General features: G+C 51.8%; 17 protein-coding genes. 14 read left to right on the forward strand and 3 right to left on the reverse strand.

The genetic code is table 11. The annotated features are described in order from the left end of the window. The first annotated feature begins 47 nt into the window (after nucleotides 1–47). From ubiE to tatD, 7 genes are all read left to right on the forward strand, one after another. A complete protein-coding gene (gene ubiE / locus ACLD11_RS14650; RefSeq protein ID WP_000229009.1) occupies nucleotides 48–803 on the forward strand; it encodes a bifunctional demethylmenaquinone methyltransferase/2-methoxy-6-polyprenyl-1,4-benzoquinol methylase UbiE in 756 nt (251 codons plus the stop codon). 9 nt (nucleotides 804–812) lie between these two features. Continuing rightward, nucleotides 813–1,418: a ubiquinone biosynthesis protein UbiJ gene (gene ubiJ / locus ACLD11_RS14655; RefSeq protein ID WP_108638984.1), complete on the forward strand. Its 606-nt coding sequence runs from the start codon at nucleotides 813–815 to the stop codon at nucleotides 1,416–1,418. Further along, the gene (gene ubiB, locus ACLD11_RS14660) at nucleotides 1,415–3,055 is read left to right on the forward strand and encodes a ubiquinone biosynthesis regulatory protein kinase UbiB (RefSeq protein ID WP_000187559.1); all 1,641 of its coding nucleotides are present in this window, start codon (nucleotides 1,415–1,417) and stop codon (nucleotides 3,053–3,055) included. Before ubiJ ends, ubiB begins: the two co-directional genes overlap by 4 nt. A 206-nt stretch (nucleotides 3,056–3,261) precedes the next feature. Next, the gene (gene tatA / locus ACLD11_RS14665) at nucleotides 3,262–3,516 is read left to right on the forward strand and encodes a Sec-independent protein translocase subunit TatA (RefSeq protein ID WP_000508972.1); all 255 of its coding nucleotides are present in this window, start codon (nucleotides 3,262–3,264) and stop codon (nucleotides 3,514–3,516) included. Between the two features lie 3 nt (nucleotides 3,517–3,519). Beyond that, nucleotides 3,520–4,068 carry a Sec-independent protein translocase protein TatB gene (tatB, locus tag ACLD11_RS14670; protein ID WP_000459612.1) on the forward strand — a complete coding sequence of 183 codons (549 nt, stop codon included), beginning with the start codon at nucleotides 3,520–3,522 and terminating at the stop codon, nucleotides 4,066–4,068. 2 nt (nucleotides 4,069–4,070) lie between these two features. After that, complete coding sequence (tatC, locus tag ACLD11_RS14675) at nucleotides 4,071–4,850, forward strand: Sec-independent protein translocase subunit TatC (protein ID WP_000257554.1); 780 nt, start codon at nucleotides 4,071–4,073, stop codon at nucleotides 4,848–4,850. A 41-nt stretch (nucleotides 4,851–4,891) separates the two neighbouring features. Beyond that, nucleotides 4,892–5,674, forward strand: a complete 783-nt coding sequence (tatD, locus tag ACLD11_RS14680) for a 3'-5' ssDNA/RNA exonuclease TatD (protein WP_411015050.1) — start codon at nucleotides 4,892–4,894, stop codon at nucleotides 5,672–5,674. 7 nt (nucleotides 5,675–5,681) lie between these two features. Here tatD and rfaH read toward each other — a convergent pair whose 3' ends face one another. Next, nucleotides 5,682–6,170: a transcription/translation regulatory transformer protein RfaH gene (gene rfaH / locus ACLD11_RS14685; protein ID WP_001192410.1), complete on the reverse strand. Its 489-nt coding sequence runs from the start codon at nucleotides 6,168–6,170 to the stop codon at nucleotides 5,682–5,684. 185 nt (nucleotides 6,171–6,355) lie between these two features. Here rfaH and ubiD point away from each other — a divergent pair, with 185 nt between their 5' ends. The 3 genes from ubiD to ACLD11_RS14700 all read left to right on the forward strand — a co-directional run bounded on the left by ubiD (nucleotide 6,356) and on the right by ACLD11_RS14700 (nucleotide 10,698). After that, nucleotides 6,356–7,834, forward strand: a complete 1,479-nt coding sequence (gene ubiD / locus ACLD11_RS14690; RefSeq protein WP_000339760.1) for a 4-hydroxy-3-polyprenylbenzoate decarboxylase — start codon at nucleotides 6,356–6,358, stop codon at nucleotides 7,832–7,834. Nucleotides 7,835–7,919: 85 nt separating this feature from the next. Then, complete coding sequence (fre, locus tag ACLD11_RS14695; protein ID WP_183058909.1) at nucleotides 7,920–8,621, forward strand: NAD(P)H-flavin reductase; 702 nt, start codon at nucleotides 7,920–7,922, stop codon at nucleotides 8,619–8,621. Nucleotides 8,622–8,874: 253 nt separating this feature from the next. Further along, nucleotides 8,875–10,698: an aryl-sulfate sulfotransferase gene (locus tag ACLD11_RS14700; RefSeq protein WP_411015051.1), complete on the forward strand. Its 1,824-nt coding sequence runs from the start codon at nucleotides 8,875–8,877 to the stop codon at nucleotides 10,696–10,698. 196 nt (nucleotides 10,699–10,894) lie between these two features. Here ACLD11_RS14700 and fadA read toward each other — a convergent pair whose 3' ends face one another. Beyond that, nucleotides 10,895–12,058, reverse strand: a complete 1,164-nt coding sequence (gene fadA / locus ACLD11_RS14705) for an acetyl-CoA C-acyltransferase FadA (protein ID WP_411012034.1) — start codon at nucleotides 12,056–12,058, stop codon at nucleotides 10,895–10,897. 9 nt (nucleotides 12,059–12,067) lie between these two features. Beyond that, nucleotides 12,068–14,257 carry a fatty acid oxidation complex subunit alpha FadB gene (gene fadB, locus ACLD11_RS14710; protein WP_411015052.1) on the reverse strand — a complete coding sequence of 730 codons (2,190 nt, stop codon included), beginning with the start codon at nucleotides 14,255–14,257 and terminating at the stop codon, nucleotides 12,068–12,070. 189 nt (nucleotides 14,258–14,446) lie between these two features. On the opposite strand from fadB, the gene pepQ reads away from it, so the two are divergent. From pepQ to hemG, 4 genes are read left to right on the forward strand one after another with little or no spacing between them, the layout of a single operon-like run. Then, complete coding sequence (pepQ, locus tag ACLD11_RS14715; RefSeq protein ID WP_411015053.1) at nucleotides 14,447–15,778, forward strand: Xaa-Pro dipeptidase; 1,332 nt, start codon at nucleotides 14,447–14,449, stop codon at nucleotides 15,776–15,778. After that, on the forward strand, nucleotides 15,778–16,392 hold the full coding sequence (locus tag ACLD11_RS14720; protein ID WP_411015054.1) for an IMPACT family protein: 615 nt from the start codon (nucleotides 15,778–15,780) through the stop codon (nucleotides 16,390–16,392). The genes pepQ and ACLD11_RS14720 overlap by 1 nt, the downstream gene beginning before the upstream one ends. A 38-nt stretch (nucleotides 16,393–16,430) precedes the next feature. Continuing rightward, a complete protein-coding gene (trkH, locus tag ACLD11_RS14725) occupies nucleotides 16,431–17,882 on the forward strand; it encodes a Trk system potassium transporter TrkH (RefSeq protein WP_000545688.1) in 1,452 nt (483 codons plus the stop codon). A gap of 11 nt (nucleotides 17,883–17,893) precedes the next feature. Continuing rightward, entirely contained in the window at nucleotides 17,894–18,439 is a 546-nt protein-coding gene (gene hemG, locus ACLD11_RS14730; RefSeq protein ID WP_000853982.1) for a menaquinone-dependent protoporphyrinogen IX dehydrogenase, read from the forward strand. Nucleotides 18,440–18,531 lie beyond the last annotated feature (92 nt).

An 18,531-nucleotide genomic window follows, 5' to 3' on the forward strand; every position in this document is an offset into this window, starting at 1 on the left:
AATCTGTTACACTTCTTGAACATTTTTATCGATAAGCAGGCACTGAGATGGTGGAAGATTCACAAGAAACGACGCACTTTGGCTTTCAGACCGTCGCTAAAGAGCAGAAAGCTGACATGGTGGCCCACGTTTTTCATTCTGTGGCGTCAAAGTACGATGTGATGAATGACTTAATGTCATTTGGCATTCATCGTTTGTGGAAGCGCTTCACCATTGATTGCAGTGGCGTGCGTCGTGGACAAACCGTTCTCGATTTAGCGGGCGGTACGGGCGATCTTACCGCGAAATTTTCACGTATGGTCGGGGAAACTGGCAAAGTTATCCTGGCGGATATTAATGATTCTATGCTCAAAATGGGGCGTGAGAAGCTGCGTAATATCGGCGTGATCGGCAACGTAGAGTATGTGCAGGCGAATGCCGAAGCTCTGCCTTTCCCTGATAACACGTTTGATTGCATTACCATTTCGTTTGGTTTGCGCAATGTAACGGAGAAAGAAAAAGCGCTGCGGTCAATGTTCCGTGTGTTGAAACCCGGCGGACGTTTACTGGTGCTTGAATTTTCCAAGCCTATTATTGAGCCGCTGAGTAAAGCGTATGACGCCTATTCTTTCCATATTTTACCGCGTATTGGCTCGATGGTCGCGAACGATGCGGATAGCTATCGGTATCTCGCGGAATCCATCCGTATGCATCCCGATCAGGATACCTTAAAAGCCATGATGCAGGACGCCGGATTTGAGAGCGTGGATTATTACAATCTGACGGCGGGCGTTGTGGCATTGCACCGTGGTTATAAATTTTAGGAGGGTGGAATGCCTTTTAAACCCTTAGTGACCGCAGGAATTGAAGGTCTCCTCAATACGTTTCTGTATCGTTCGCCAGCGCTGAAATCAGCCAGAACGCGCTTACAGGGAAAAGTACTGTGTGTGAAACTAAAGGGATTTTCGACGCCATTAGTCCTGGTATTCAGTGAACGCCAGATTGATGTGCTGGGGGCATGGGAAGGCGAAGCGGACTGTACGGTAATCACTCAAGCTAGCGTTTTGCCAAAACTACGCGATCGTCAGCAGTTGGCCGCGCTTATTCGCAGCGGCGAACTGGAAGTGCAGGGCGATATTCAGGTCGTGCAAAATTTTGTGGCGCTCGCCGATCTCGCCGAATTCGATCCTGCGGAGCTGTTGGCTCCATACACGGGTGATATTGCGGCGGAAAGTATCGGTAAGGTCGTGCGTGGCGGGGCTAAATTCCTGCGCCACGGGTTTCAACGCCAGCAGCGTTATGCCGCTGAAGCGATCACTGAAGAGTGGCGTATGGCGCCTGGCCCGCTGGAAGTCGCATGGTTTGCCGAAGAAACCGCGGCTGTTGAGCGCGCCGTAGATTCTCTGACCACACGGCTGGAAAAACTGGAGGCCAAATGACGCCAGGTGAAGTACGGCGCCTATATTTCATCATCCGCACGTTTTTAAGCTACGGCCTTGATGAACTCATCCCCCGAATGCGTCTTACACTGCCACTCCGATTATGGCGCTATTCGCTGTTCTGGATGCCAAACCGGCATAAAGATAAATTGCTGGGTGAACGATTAAGACTGGCGTTGCAAGAGCTGGGACCGGTCTGGATCAAATTTGGTCAGATGCTCTCCACGCGCCGTGACCTGTTCCCGCCGCAAATCGCCGATCAGCTCGCTTTGCTCCAGGATAAAGTCGCGCCATTCGATGGTCGGCTGGCGAAAGCCCAGATTGAAGAGGCGATGGGGGGGCTACCTGTCGAAGCCTGGTTTGACGACTTTGATATCCAGCCTTTAGCGTCGGCGTCAATCGCCCAGGTACATACCGCGCGATTGAAATCAAACGGTAAAGAAGTGGTTATTAAGGTCATTCGCCCGGATATTTTGCCGGTAATTCAGGCAGACCTGAAACTGATTTATCGCCTTGCTCGCTGGGTACCACGCCTGTTGCCGGATGGGCGTCGTCTGCGCCCGACGGAAGTGGTGCGTGAGTATGAGAAAACGCTGATCGATGAGCTGAATCTGCTGCGGGAATCAGCCAACGCGATTCAGTTACGCCGCAATTTTGAAAATAGTCCCATGCTGTATATCCCGGAGGTGTACTCCGATTACTGTAGCCAGAACATGATGGTGATGGAGCGGATATACGGCATTCCGGTTTCGGATGTGGCGGCGCTGGAAAAGAACGGCACCAACATGAAACTGCTGGCGGAACGCGGGGTTAAAGTTTTCTTCACCCAGGTTTTCCGCGACAGCTTTTTCCATGCGGACATGCATCCGGGAAATATTTTTGTCAGCCATGAACACCCTGAAAACCCGCAATATATCGGCATTGACTGCGGTATCGTCGGGTCGCTAAACAAAGAAGATAAGCGCTATCTGGCAGAAAACTTTATCGCGTTTTTTAACCGCGATTACCGAAAGGTGGCGGAGCTGCATGTCGATTCAGGCTGGGTTCCGCCAGATACCAACGTTGAAGATTTTGAGTTTGCCATCCGCACCGTCTGTGAACCTATCTTTGAAAAGCCGCTCGCGGAAATCTCGTTTGGTCATGTGTTGTTAAACCTTTTCAATACAGCGCGTCGATTTAACATGGAAGTCCAGCCGCAACTGGTGTTGTTGCAGAAAACATTATTGTATGTTGAAGGTGTTGGGCGGCAACTTTATCCTCAGCTTGATTTGTGGAAAACGGCGAAGCCGTTTCTTGAGTCCTGGATCAAAGATCAGGTGGGTATTCCGGCTCTCACGCGGGCTCTTAAAGAAAAAGCGCCGTTCTGGGTCGAAAAAATGCCAGAAATACCTGAACTGGTGTACGACAGTTTGCGCCAGGGCAAATATTTACAGCACAGTGTTGATAAGATTGCGCGCGAGTTACAGGTAAACCATGTGCGCCAAAGTCAGTCTCGTTATTTATTGGGAATTGGCGCAACGCTGTTACTGAGCGGGTCATTCTTACTCGTCAACCGCCCTGAATGGGGATTGATGCCTGGCTGGCTCATGGTCGGCGGCGTAGTTGTTTGGCTGGTTGGCTGGCGTAAAACTCGTTGAGATTTTTTTATCGCTCAACATCGGTTGTGTCACGCAGGTACATATTATCACTCGAGGCAGTACTCAGGCCGCAAGTCAATGTCGTCCCGGTCGTATGTAAAAGTATGTGAATAGGGCGGGCGAAAGCGGCTAACAAAGAGGCAGCGCGAAGGATAATGTGTATAATGCGGCCCTAATAATTCATCATCTATCACAGAGGAACATGTATGGGTGGTATCAGTATTTGGCAGTTGTTGATTGTTGCCGTCATCGTCGTACTGCTGTTCGGCACCAAAAAACTCGGTTCCATCGGTTCCGATCTTGGCGCGTCTATCAAAGGCTTTAAAAAGGCCATGAGCGATGATGATGCCAAACAGGATAAAACCAGTCAGGACGCTGATTTTACCGCTAAATCTATCGCGGATAAGCAAGGCGAAGCGAAAAAGGAAGACGCTAAAAGCCAAGATAAAGAGCAGGTATAATCCGTGTTTGATATCGGTTTTAGCGAACTGCTGTTAGTGTTCGTTATCGGCCTCATTGTGTTGGGGCCGCAACGATTGCCAGTAGCGGTAAAAACGGTAGCGGGCTGGATTCGCGCGTTGCGGTCCCTTGCGACAACGGTTCAGAATGAACTGACTCAGGAACTGAAACTTCAGGAGTTCCAGGACAGTCTGAAAAAAGTCGAAAAGGCGAGCCTGGAAAATCTGACTCCCGAACTGAAAGCATCTATGGATGAACTGCGTCAGGCCGCGGAGTCGATGAAACGCACCTACAGCGCTAACGATCCCGAACAAGCGAGCGATGAAGCGCATACCATCCATAATCCGGTGGTAAAAGGGAACGAAACGCAGCATGAGGGCGTCACCCCTGCCGCCGCTGAAACACAGGCGAGCGCGCCGGAACAAAAGCCGGAGCCCGTTAAAGCTAACGTGCCTGAGTCGACGGAAACCGCTTCCGTAGCCACGATAGACGCCGAGAAGAAATCCGCTGCGCCTGTTGTCGAATCTTCCCCCTCGTCGAGTGATAAACCGTAAACATGGCTGTAGAAGATACTCAACCGCTTATCACGCATCTGATCGAGTTGCGTAAGCGCCTGCTAAACTGCATCGTCGCAGTACTTCTGATTTTTTTGGCGTTAATTTATTTCGCCAATGATATTTATCATTTAGTCGCCGCACCGCTGATTAAACAGATGCCGCAAGGGGCGACAATGATTGCGACGGATGTGGCGTCGCCGTTTTTTACGCCTATCAAACTCACCTTCATGGTGTCTTTGATCTTATCCGCGCCTGTCATTTTGTACCAGGTTTGGGCCTTTATCGCCCCGGCGCTGTATAAGCATGAGCGTCGTCTGGTCGTACCGCTGCTGGTATCCAGCTCGCTGCTTTTCTACATTGGTATGGCCTTCGCCTATTTTGTCGTATTCCCTTTGGCCTTTGGTTTCCTGACGCATACGGCACCGGAAGGGGTACAGGTTTCGACAGATATCGCCAGCTATCTTAGCTTTGTCATGGCGCTTTTTATGGCCTTTGGCGTAGCCTTTGAAGTGCCGGTGGCGATTGTGTTGCTGTGCTGGATGGGCATCACCACGCCAGAAGATTTGCGTAAAAAACGGCCTTATATCCTGGTCGGGGCATTCATTGTGGGAATGCTGCTTACGCCGCCAGATGTTTTCTCGCAAACGTTGCTGGCGATACCGATGTACTGCCTGTTTGAAATTGGCGTTTTCTGCTCACGCTTTTATGTCGGTAAGCGACGGACGCGCGACGAAGATAACGAGGCCGAAACCGAAAAGGCCGAGCACACTGAAGACTAAACACAACCGCCCGTCAGGGCGGTTGTCATATGGGGGCAAGCATGTTTGATATTGGCGTTAATTTAACCAGTAGCCAGTTTGCAAAAGATCGTGATGATGTGGTCGCCCGTGCGTTTGCGGCGGGAGTAAAAGGTATGCTACTGACCGGAACGAACATCCATGAAAGTCAGCAGGCGTTAAAACTGGCGCGGCGCTACCCCCATTGTTGGTCGACGGCTGGCGTCCATCCCCATGACAGCAGTCAGTGGTCATCCGCGTCTGAAGACGCCATTATTGCGCTGGCGAACCAGCCGGAAGTCGTCGCTATCGGTGAGTGCGGGCTGGATTTCAATCGCAATTTTTCCACGCCGCAGGAGCAGGAGCGTGCCTTTCAGGCGCAGCTACAAATTGCCGCCGAATTGCAGATGCCAATCTTTATGCACTGCCGGGACGCGCATGAGCGATTTCTGGCATTGCTTGATCCCTGGCTGGATAGTCTTCCTGGTGCAATACTGCACTGCTTTACCGGTTCACGCCAGCAAATGCAGGCCTGTGTGGACAGAGGGCTCTATATCGGTATTACCGGGTGGGTTTGCGACGAACGACGCGGACTTGAGCTACGTGAACTCTTACCATTTATTCCAGCGGAAAAGCTACTGATAGAAACCGACGCGCCGTATCTGTTGCCTCGCGATCTTACGCCGAAATCAACGTCACGACGCAACGAGCCCGCGTATCTGCCTCACATCCTGGAGCGCATTGCGCTATGGCGTGGTGAAGATCCGCAATGGTTAGCGGCGATGACAGATGCCAACGCCAGAACCTTATTTGAGGTCGTATTCTGAATGATCGCTAAATCTTGCGAAAACCGGTGTTTTTTACGCTCTGCTTCACTTCTTTATTGAGTAAATTAAGCAGTAACATCGAACGCGTTTCGCCATCCGGTTCGGTAAAAATCGCTTTCAGCCCTTCAAATGCGCCTTCCGTGATGATGACGCTATCGCCGGGATAGGGGGTTTCAGGATCGACAACGCCTTCGGGCTTGTAGATAGAAAGCTGATGAATAACGCTGGAAGGCACGATCGCAGGATGCGCGCCAAAGCGCACAAAATGGCTGACGCCGCGCGTGGCGTTGATTGTAGTGGTATGTATCACTTCCGGATCAAATTCAACGAACAGATAATTAGGAAAGAGCGGTTCGCTGACGGAGGTACGTTTTCCGCGTACCATTTTTTCCAGGGTGATCATCGGTGTCAGGCAACTTACCGCTTGTCTTTCGAGGTGTTCTTGAGCACGCTGAAGTTGCCCGCGTTTGCAGTACAGTAAATACCAGGATTGCATAATGACTCTTATCCGCTTGTTCGGGGCGCAAGCATAGCAAAAGCCATGCGCGAAGTTAATTATACACTTCATCCTTTAAGCCGTATCTGGATTAGCGTTGGTTGCCAGAGTTCACGCTAATTTAACAAAAATACAGCATCCCGATGATGAACGCCGTATAATGATGCGCTTACCAAGAGGCTACAATGGACGCCATGAAATATCACGATTTACGCGACTTCCTGACGCTACTTGAGCAGCAGGGGGAACTAAAACGCATCACGCTACCTGTGGATCCTCATCTGGAAATCACGGAAATCGCTGACCGCACGCTGCGTGCCGGTGGACCGGCGTTGCTGTTTGAAAATCCTAAAGGTTACGCCATGCCGGTGCTGTGCAACCTTTTTGGCACGCCAAAACGCGTGGCGATGGGCATGGGGCAGGATGATGTTTCCGCATTACGGGAAGTGGGTAAATTATTAGCGTTTCTGAAAGAACCTGAGCCGCCGAAAGGCTTTCGCGATCTGTTTGACAAGCTGCCGCAGTTTAAGCAAGTGCTGAATATGCCGACGAAACGGTTACGCGGCGCGCCTTGCCAGCAGAAAATCGCGTCTGGCGATGATGTCGATTTAACGCGTCTTCCTGTCATGACCTGTTGGCCGGATGACGCCGCGCCGCTGATTACCTGGGGACTGACGGTAACGCGTGGCCCGCACAAAGAACGGCAAAACCTGGGCATTTATCGTCAGCAGTTGATAGGTAAAAATAAGCTGATTATGCGCTGGCTGTCTCACCGCGGCGGCGCGCTGGATTTTCAGGAGTGGTTAGCCGCGCGTCCGGGTGAACGTTTCCCGGTCTCCGTCGCATTGGGTGCCGATCCGGCGACGATACTTGGCGCCGTGACTCCTGTTCCCGATACTCTGTCGGAGTATGCCTTTGCGGGCTTGCTGCGCGGCACGAAAACTGAAGTGGTTAAATGCCTTTCTAACGATCTGGAAGTGCCTGCCAGCGCTGAGATTATCCTTGAAGGTTACATTGAGCCGGGAGAGATGGCACCGGAAGGGCCGTATGGCGATCATACGGGCTATTATAATGAAGTGGATAACTTTCCGGTCTTTACCGTCACGCATATTACGCAGCGTGAGGATGCCATCTATCACTCCACCTATACCGGGCGTCCGCCCGATGAGCCTGCGGTATTAGGGGTGGCGCTCAATGAAGTCTTCGTGCCTATTCTGCAAAAACAGTTTCCGGAAATTGTCGACTTTTATCTGCCGCCGGAAGGGTGTTCTTATCGCCTGGCGGTAGTGACGATGAAAAAGCAGTACGCTGGTCATGCGAAACGCGTCATGATGGGCGTTTGGTCGTTTTTGCGCCAGTTTATGTATACGAAATTTGTTATCGTTTGCGATGATGACGTTAACGCACGCGACTGGAATGATGTGATCTGGGCGATTACCACCCGTATGGACCCTGCGCGGGATACGGTGCTGGTTGAAAATACGCCGATTGATTACCTGGATTTTGCCTCGCCGGTCTCCGGGCTGGGTTCAAAAATGGGGCTGGATGCCACAAACAAATGGCCGGGCGAAACCCAACGCGAGTGGGGTCGTCCTATTGTTAAAGATCCTGAAGTTACCGCGCGCATTGATGCGATTTGGGATGAGCTGGCTATCTTTAAATAACTGAAAGCGGACATCGACATTTCAGGCTGCGGCGACTCGGCTTGAAAAATGTCGGTATTGACCCGACACCCGACAGAGGGAGCGCATGACAACCTTAAGCTGTAAAGTGACCTCGGTAGAAGCTATCACCGATACCGTATATCGGGTTCGTTTAGTGCCGGACGCGGCGTTTACATTCCGCGCTGGTCAGTATTTGATGGTCGTCATGGACGAGCGTGACAAACGCCCGTTTTCGATGGCCTCAACGCCGGACGAGAAAGGGTTTATTGAATTACACATTGGCGCTTCCGAGCTCAATCTGTATGCGATGGCGGTCATGGATCGGATTCTGAAAGACCGGGAAATCGTCGTCGATATTCCGCATGGCGACGCCTGGCTACGTGATGATGAAGAGCGTCCGTTGATTCTGATCGCGGGCGGTACGGGCTTTTCTTATGTGCACTCCATCCTGTTGACGGCGTTAGCGCGCAACCCGAACCGCGATGTTACCATTTACTGGGGCGGTCGCGAAGAAAAGCACCTCTATGATCTTTCTGAGCTGGAAGCACTCTCTGTTAACCATCCGAATTTGCGTATTGAACCTGTTGTCGAGCAGCCGGAAGAAGGCTGGCGTGGACGTACAGGAACGGTACTTACGGCGGTATTGCAGGATTATGGTACGCTGGCGGGGCACGATATTTATATTGCCGGACGATTTGAGATGGCGAAAATCGCCCGCGATCTGTTCTGTCATGAGCGTAACGCGCGGGAAGATCGTCTGTTTGGCGATGCATTCGCATTTATTTAACTATTTTATGGGGCGCAGTAGCGTCCCTTTTTACGTTAGCCTACCTAAAAGCCTTCTTAAATATTAATTAATCGTCAACTATAAAACGTTATGATATTGAATATCTACAGGCTTTTTATTGCGTGTAATAAATTAAGTAATATTATGTCCTGAGGCTATCAATAAAAACAGTTAATTATATATGCTTCGTTTATTCTTATAAAAGAAACATAAAATGGAAAGTTAGTTATTTATTTATAAGATGGAGAGTGTTATGAAATTTAAATATGCTTTAACTTCTCTCGCATTATCTGTTGCAATTTTGTCATCAGTACCTTCTACAGCTTTCGCCATCGGCGGCGCCAGCGGCGCTAAAGTGGACTATCAGGTCCAGGGAAAAATTGGCGAAGTTGTTATGAACCCCTATGATATCGCGCCGCTAACCGCCGTTATTCGTAATGGCGGTTACCAGTTACGTGACGTGCATGTACGGATTGTACCCAAAGAAAATGGCCAGGAGATCGCGTATAAAGTTAATAATAAATACCTTTTAACGTATGGCGGTATTCCCGTCTTTGGTCTTTACCCGGATTATGTCAATACCGTTGAAGTTGAATATACAAGAATCCAGGGTAGTAAAACCGAAAATATAAAAGAAAGCTATAAAATGTATGCACCGCCTGCCTATATTGAATCAGCGGGTACAAAAGAAGAACAATCAGCACTCTTTACTATCGATGTTAAAAAGGTTTCCCCAGAATTTAAAGATCGCTTGTATCTTTTGAATAATACGAAAGATAAGTCTGGGAATGGAACGCGTACTGTCTGGAACAACCCTACTGGGGGTGCATTAGAATGGAACTTCACTACAGCTAACGCTATTATCGACACCTCTGGTGATATTCGTTGGTTTATGAATCCAAGTTCAATTTATGATTTAAAGTCAATTTATCGTGCTGGCGTTATGATGGGCTTTAAACAAAACCAGGATGGCGCACTATCGTGGGGCTACGGTCAGCGTTATGTGAAATACGATATCATGGGGCGTGAAATCTTTAACCGCCGCCTGCCGGATAATTATAACGATTTCTCACACTCAATGGATAACGCGGCCAACGGTCACTACTTCCTGCGTGTAGCCAGCTCTAACTATAAACGTCCTGATGGGAAAAATGTTCGTACCGTGCGTGATGTGATTGCCGAAGTGGATCAGAACGGCGTGGTAGTGGATGAATGGCGTCTGTTTGATATCCTCGATCCTTATCGTGATGTGATAATGAAAACCCTCGATCAGGGCGCTGTGTGCCTGAATATCGACGCCAGCCAGTCCGGCCATACGTTGAGCGAAGAAGATCTGGCGGCGCTGGACTCCTCCGACAAATTCGGGGATATCGTGGGTAGTGGGGCTGGCCGCAACTGGGCGCATGTCAACAGCGTCGACTATGACAGTGAAGATGATTCCATTATCATCAGCTCCCGCCACCAGAGTGCGATTATCAAAATCGGCCGCGATAAGAAAGTGAAGTGGATACTGGGTACGCCTGCTGGCTGGAAAGCGCCATTTAATGCCGCAATTCTGACGCCAGTGGATAGCAAAGGCCAAAAAATTGCTTGCCAGGACAGTGGCTGCGAGGGTGACTTCGACTGGACATGGACGCAACATACGGCCTTTAAAATTGATAGTAAGAGTAAAGGCGATATCTTATACCTTTCCGCTTTCGACAATGGCGATGGCCGCGGCTTAGAACAGCCTGCTATGCAGAGTATGAAATACAGCCGCTCCGTGATTTACAAAATCGACCAGAAAAACAAGACAGTCCAACAGATCTGGCAATACGGTAAAGAGCGCGGGAACGAGTGGTTTAGCCCGGTAACCTCTATCACCGAGTACCAGACTGACAAGAATTCTGTGTTCGTGTATTCCGCAACAGCAGGTGGTGAGTTTGATTTGTCGGTAGGCGCATTTACCAGCTTGCCTAACCCGTATCTGGAAGAGTTCAGATGGGGAGAAAAAGAGCCTGCGGTCGAAATGCAAATACATGGTGCGCGTGGATATCAGGCTATGCCATTTAGCCTGACCAAAGCGCTTACTGAGTAGAGCGGGCCATACGGTGAAAAAACCCGCCCCTGACGGGCGGGAAAAACGGCAACTAAACTGTTTTCCGTCATAATTCGCGCAGCCTCTTTGCTGGTTGCCTTTGCTCACCCCGGGCACATAGTTATCTATGCTCCCGGGGATTCGCTCAGTTGCTGCCGCGCTGCAACGCGAATTATTTAGGGGATATTATCTTTGATTAAACCCGCTCAAACACCGTGGCGATGCCCTGACCCAGACCAATACACATCGTCGCCAGACCAAACTGCGCGTCTTTGCGCTCCATCAGGTTGATAAGCGTGGTGCTGATACGTGCTCCGGAGCAGCCGAGCGGATGACCAAGCGCGATCGCGCCGCCGTTGAGGTTGATCTTCTCGTCTATCTGCTCCATCAATCCCAGATCCTTAATGCATGGCAGGATCTGTGCGGCAAACGCTTCGTTCATCTCAAACACATCAATATCGCTGGCCGACAGTCCCGCTTTTTTCAACGCCAGTTTTGACGCCGGAACCGGCCCGTAACCCATAATTGACGGATCACAACCCACCACTGCCATTGAGCGAATACGGGCGCGAGGTTTCAGGCCCAGCTCACGGGCACGACTTTCGCTCATTACCAGCATGGCGGCTGCGCCATCGGAAAGCGCGGATGAGGTGCCCGCCGTGACCGTGCCACTAACCGGATCAAATGCCGGGCGCAGCGTTGATAGCGCTTCGACCGTGGTTTCCGGGCGGATCACTTCATCGTAGTTAAACTGCTTCAACACGCCGTCTGCATCATGACCACCGGTCGGGATAATCTCCGTTTTGAATGCGCCAGACTGCGTGGCGGCCCAGGCGCGGGCGTGAGAACGCGCGGCGAACTGGTCCTGCATTTCCCGGCTAATACCGTGCAGGCGGGAGAGCATTTCCGCCGTTAGCCCCATCATCCCTGCCGCTTTGGCGACGTTGCGGCTCAGGCCCGGGTGAAAATCGACGCCGTGGCTCATCGGCACGTGCCCCATATGCTCCACGCCGCCCACCAGACAAACCTGCGCATCGCCGGTCATGATCATTCGCGCTGCATCGTGTAACGCCTGCATCGAGGAACCACACAGACGGTTGACGGTGACCGCCGGTACCGAATGGGGAATTTCTGCCAGCAGCGCGGCGTTACGGGCAATATTGAAGCCTTGCTCCAGCGTTTGTTGTACGCAGCCCCAGTAAATATCATCGAGGGCCGCCGCTGTAAGCGACGGATTACGCGCCAGCAGGCTACGCATTAAGTGGGCGGAGAGATCTTCTGCCCGCACGTTGCGAAACGCGCCGCCCTTCGAACGGCCCATCGGGGTGCGAATAGCATCGACAATGACAACCTGTTCCATTGTGACTCCTTAAGCCGTTTTCAGAGAACCAACCGGACGGGCTGGTTCAACCGGGGGATAATACGGTTCGTTATGGCGCGCTTTATTACGCAGCCCTTCCGGCACCTCATACAGCGGGCCGAGGTGCTGATACTGCTGGGCCATATCGAGATACTTCGCGCTGCCCTGTGTATCCAGCCAGCGGAATGCGCCGCCGTGGAACGGAGGGAAGCCCAGGCCGTAGACCAGCGCCATATCGGCTTCCGCCGGGCTGGCGATAATGCCTTCTTCCAGACAGCGAACCACTTCGTTAATCATCGGGATCATCATACGGGCGATTATCTCGTCGTCGCTAAAGTCTCGTTTCGGCTGGCTGACGCTTGCCAGCAGGTCATCCACCGCGGCATCTTCTTCTTTCTTCGGCTTACCCTTGCTGTCTTCTTTATAGCGCCAGAAGCCCAGACCGTTTTTTTGCCCAAAACGGCTGGCGTCAAACAATGCGTCGATCGCGTCGCGATACTCTTTCTGCATCCGTTGCGGGAAGCCTGCCGCCATTACCGCCTGCGCGTGATGCGCGGTATCAATGCCGACAACATCCAGCAAATAGGCCGGGCCCATCGGCCAGCCGAACTGTTTTTCCATCACTTTATCGACTTTGCGGAAATCCGCGCCGTCGCGCAGCAGTTGACTGAAACCGGCGAAATAGGGGAACAGCACGCGGTTAACAAAGAAGCCGGGGCAGTCGTTGACTACAATCGGCGTCTTGCCCATTTTGCTTGCCCAGGCGACGACTTTGGCAATAGTTTCGTCTGAACTCTTCTCGCCGCGAATGATTTCAACCAGCGGCATCCGGTGTACCGGGTTAAAGAAGTGCATACCGCAAAAGTTTTCCGGACGTTCCAGGGCGCTTGCCAGTTCGCCAATCGGGATGGTGGAGGTATTTGAGGCCAGCACGGTTTCCGGGCGCACTTTCTGCTCGGTTTCCGCCAGTACCGCTTTTTTGACTTTCGGATTTTCGACTACCGCTTCGACAACAACATCTACGCGATCGAAACCGGCATAATCGAGAGTCGGGTGGATGGTCGAAATGACGCTCGCCAGCTTCAGACCGTCGATCTTGCCGCGCTCCAGCTGTTTGTTCAGTAGCTTGGCCGCTTCGGTCATGCCGAGGTTCAACGATTTATCGTTGATATCTTTCATGATGACCGGTACGCCTTTCCAGGCCGACTGGTAAGCGATACCGCCGCCCATAATGCCCGCGCCCAGTACGGCTGCCTGTTTCGGCGTCTCAATATCTTTGGTCAGCTTTTTGGCTTTACCTTTTACATATTGATCGTTGAGGAAGATACCGACCAGCGCACGAGCCTCATTGGTATGCGCCAGCGGAACAAAGCTTTTATTTTCCAGATTCAGCGCTTCTTCACGACCAAAACGCGCGGCGGCTTCAATGGTTTTCACTGCGGTCATCGGCGCCGGATAATGTTTACCGGCCGTTTGTGCGACCATGCCTTTAGCGATGGTAAAGCTCATCGCTGCTTCAATTTTGCTGAGTTTCAACGGCTCCAGCTTCGGCTGACGTTTGGCCTTCCAGTCGAGGTCGCCGTTAATCGCCTGACGTAATACCGCTATCGCGCCTTCAATTAGCTTCTCTTGTTTGACCACGCCGTCCACAAGGCCGATTTTCAGCGCGTGTTCAGCACCGACATCCTTACCTGCCGCGATAATCTCCAGCGCGCTGTCTGCGCCCAGCATACGCGGCAGACGAACGGAGCCGCCGAAACCCGGCATGATGCCCAGTTTAGTTTCCGGCAGGCCGATACGGAGGTCTGGCGTCGCCAGACGGTAATCGGTGGCCAGCACGCATTCGCACCCGCCGCCCAGCGCATAGCCGTTTACGGCGGCAAGGGTCGGTACGGGTAAATCTTCCAGACGGTTAAAGACGCTGTTAGCGAAATGCAGCCATTGGCTTAACTGCTCTTCGGGGACGAGGAACAGTGAAAGAAATTCGGTGATGTCCGCGCCGACAATAAAGGCCGCTTTATTAGAGCGCAGCAGCAGCCCTTTTAAATCGTGTTGCTTTTCCAACACCTCAAGCGCCTGGCCAAGGCTGGCGACGGTTGCGGTGTCGAGTTTATTGACCGAGCCTGGAGCATCGAACACCAGTTCGGCGATGCCATCTTCCAGCCAGTCGAGGTACAGGGTGTCGCCTTTATAAAGCATGTCAGTCTCCTGAATCCACAAGGTGATCTGGTCGTACCAGATGAAGCGAAGTGTGTATTTTGTGTTAAAAAAATGCAAATAAATGATTAAAGAAATGCCGATGTGATCACGCTCGGCAGAGATCACGCTCTCGTGGGGCGATGTGCTAAGATGCGGAAACTTGAGGTCAAAAAAACAGAAGGGTAAAAAATGGAATCACTGGCCGCGCTCTATAAAAATCATATTGTTACCTTACAAGAACGGACGCGCGATGTTCTGGCGCGCTTTAAGCTGGATGCGTTACTTATTCATTCCGGCGAGCTTTTCAACGTCTTTCTCGACGATCACCCTTATCCGTTTAAGGTCAATCCGCAGTTTAAAGCCTGGGTGCCGGTAACTCAGGTTCCAAATTGCTGGCTGTTGGTCGATGGCGTCAACAAACCCAAATTGTGGTTTTATCTGCCGGTCGATTACTGGCATAACGTTGAACCGCTGCCAACGTCCTTCTGGACAGAAGAAGTCGAGGTCGTCGCCTTACCGAAAGCGGATGGCATCGGCAGCCAACTGCCTGCCGCGCGTGGCAATATCGGCTATATCGGCCCGGTTCCTGAGCGCGCGCTACAATTGGATATCGCCGCCAGCAACATCAACCCGAAAGGTGTTATCGACTATCTGCATTACTACCGCGCCTATAAAACGGATTATGAACTGGCCTGTATGCGCGAAGCGCAGAAAATGGCGGTGAGCGGTCATCGTGCGGCGGAAGAGGCCTTCCGTTCCGGCATGAGCGAGTTCGACATCAACCTGGCGTACCTGACCGCCACGGGACATCGCGATACCGATGTTCCATACAGCAACATTGTGGCGCTGAACGAACATGCCGCCGTGCTGCATTACACGAAACTGGATCATCAGGCACCGTCTGAAATGCGCAGTTTCCTGCTGGATGCGGGCGCGGAATACAACGGCTACGCGGCGGATCTGACGCGAACCTGGTCGGCGAAAAGTGATAACGACTACGCCCACCTGGTGAAAGATGTTAACGACGAACAGTTGGCGCTGATCGTTACCATGAAGGCGGGCGTCAGCTATGTGGATTATCATATTCAGTTCCATCAGCGCATCGCGAAGCTGCTGCGTAAACATCAAATCATTACCGACATGAGTGAAGAGACGATGGTGGAAAATGATCTCACCGGGCCGTTTATGCCGCACGGTATTGGTCATCCGTTGGGTCTGCAGGTACACGATGTGGCCGGGTTTATGCAGGATGATTCCGGTACGCATCTCGCCGCGCCGTCCAAATACCCGTATCTGCGCTGCACGCGTGTGTTACAGCCGCGAATGGTGTTGACCATCGAACCGGGGATTTACTTCATCGAATCGCTGTTAGCGCCGTGGCGCGAAGGGCCGTTCAGCAAGCACTTCAACTGGCAGAAAATTGAAGCGCTCAAGCCTTTCGGCGGTATTCGCATTGAAGATAACGTGGTCATCCACGAAAACGGCGTGGAAAACATGACGCGGGATTTAAAACTGGCGTAATGGACAGTTGGTTAATCCCTGCAGCGCCGGTCACCGTTGTTGAAGAGATCAAAAAAAGCCGCTTTATTACGCTATTGGCGCATACCGATGGCGTAGACGCGGCGAAAGCGTTTGTTGAGTCAGTCAGAGCTGAGCACCCTGATGCGCGCCACCATTGTGTGGCGTGGGTGGCGGGTGCGCCGGACGACTCACAGCAACTGGGCTTTTCAGACGACGGCGAACCGGCGGGAACGGCAGGCAAGCCGATGCTTGCGCAATTGATGGGCAGCGGCGTCGGTGAGATTACTGCCGTCGTCGTGCGCTACTATGGTGGTATTCTGCTGGGTATGGGCGGGCTGGTAAAAGCCTATGGCGGCGGTGTGAATCAGGCATTACGTCAGCTTGCCACACAACGCAAGACGCCATTAACCGAATATACTTTGCAGTGTGAGTACGGTCAGTTGGCCGGAATCGAAGCATTATTAGGACAGTTTGCCGGGAAGATCGTTTCCAGCGATTATCAAGCGTCTGTTCGGCTCAGGGTGGCGCTTCCTTTTGCTCATGTGAATGCATTTTCCACAAAACTGGCGGATTTTAGCCGTGGTTCATTGCAATTGTTAGCGATTGAAGAATAATCCCCACCTCATTTTTAAGAATAAAGGAAGCGGCAGAGATGCATTTTCGCGCCATTACCCGAATCGTTGGACTACTGGTTATCTTATTTTCGGGGACAATGATTCTCCCGGGACTGGTAGCGCTAATATATCGTGATGGCGCAGGAAGAGCGTTCACGCAGACCTTTTTTGTCGCGCTGGCGATCGGTTCCATACTGTGGTGGCCAAATCGTAGGGAAAAGGGCGAGCTGAAATCCCGCGAAGGATTTCTTATCGTGGTGCTGTTCTGGACCGTGCTGGGCAGCGTGGGTGCGCTACCGTTTATTTTCTCGGAAAGCCCAAACCTCACCATTACAGATGCTTTTTTTGAATCGTTCTCCGGGTTAACCACCACGGGCGCCACTACGCTGGTGGGGCTGGATTCATTACCGCACGCCATTCTCTTTTATCGTCAGATGCTGCAATGGTTTGGCGGTATGGGGATCATTGTGCTGGCGGTGGCGATTCTCCCTATCCTCGGCGTCGGGGGGATGCAGCTCTATCGGGCAGAAATGCCGGGGCCGCTCAAAGATAACAAAATGCGCCCGCGTATTGCCGAGACGGCGAAAACGCTGTGGCTTATCTATGTCTTGCTAACGGTAGCCTGCGCGCTGGCGCTATGGTTTGCAGGGATGCCCGCGTTTGACGCTATCGGACACAGCTTCTCCACTATCGCTATCGGCGGCTTCTCAACGCATGACGCCAGCGTAGGCTATTTTGATAGTCCCACTATTAATACCATCATCGCTATTTTCCTGCTGATCTCCGGTTGTAACTATGGCCTGCATTTCTCTTTACTAAGCGGGCGTAGCCTGAAAGTATACTGGCGCGATCCGGAATTCCGCATGTTCATCGGCGTACAGTTGACGCTGGTGGTGATCTGCACGTTGGTACTGTGGTTCCATAATATCTACGACTCGGCGCTGACAACGCTAAATCAGGCATTCTTCCAGGTTGTGTCGATGGCGACAACGGCAGGGTTTACCACGGACAGCATTGCGCGCTGGCCGCTGTTTTTGCCTGTCTTGCTGCTATGTTCCGCGTTTATTGGCGGTTGCGCCGGGTCAACGGGCGGGGGGTTAAAGGTCATCCGTATTCTGTTGTTATTTAAACAGGGGAACCGCGAACTCAAACGTCTGGTGCATCCGAATGCCGTTTACAGTATTAAGCTGGGGAACCGGGCGCTGCCAGAACGTATTCTGGAAGCCGTCTGGGGATTCTTTTCTGCCTACGCGCTGGTATTTATCGTCAGTATGCTGGCCATTATCGCTACAGGCGTAGATGATTTCTCGGCTTTCGCCTCGGTAGTGGCTACGCTTAATAACCTGGGACCGGGGCTGGGGGTGGTTGCTGATAACTTCGCCAGTATGAATCCGGTTGCGAAATGGATACTCATCGCCAACATGCTATTTGGTCGTCTGGAAGTATTCACTTTGCTGGTACTTTTTACCCCGACTTTCTGGCGTGAATAATGGAGTAACACGTGAAAACATTGATTCTTTTCTCTACCCGGGACGGACAAACGCGCGAAATTGCCTCTTATCTGGCTTCTGAACTCAAAGAGATGGGGATCTGGGCCGATGTCGTTAATCTGCATCGCGCAGAAGAGCCTGACTGGGATAGCTATGATCGCGTAGTGATTGGCGCGTCTATTCGTTATGGTCATTACCACAGCGCCTTTCAGGAGTTTGTTAAGAAATATGCCACGCGGTTGAACGGAATGCCGAGCGCCTTTTATTCCGTTAACCTGGTGGCGCGTAAAGCTGAAAAACGGACGCCGCAGACTAACAGCTACGCGCGTAAGTTTTTAATGAGTTCTCCGTGGCGACCTGACTACTGTGCCGTCATTGCAGGCGCGCTTCGCTATCCCCGCTATCGCTGGTATGACCGTCTGATGATCAAGCTTATTATGAAGATGTCGGGCGGCGAAACGGATACCAGTAAAGAAGTGGTGTACACCGACTGGGAGCAAGTTGCGCACTTTGCCCGTGAAATAGCCCATTTAACCAACAAATCGTCGGCAAAATAAACGCAAAGAATAAAAAGTGCGCACTCAGAAAATTATTTTAAATTTCCTCTTGTCAGGCAGAAATAACTCCCTATAATGCGCCACCACTGACA

It is taken from the genome of Salmonella sp. 741265116_PST, from assembly GCF_046567715.1.
GTDB lineage: Bacteria > Pseudomonadota > Gammaproteobacteria > Enterobacterales > Enterobacteriaceae > Salmonella > Salmonella enterica.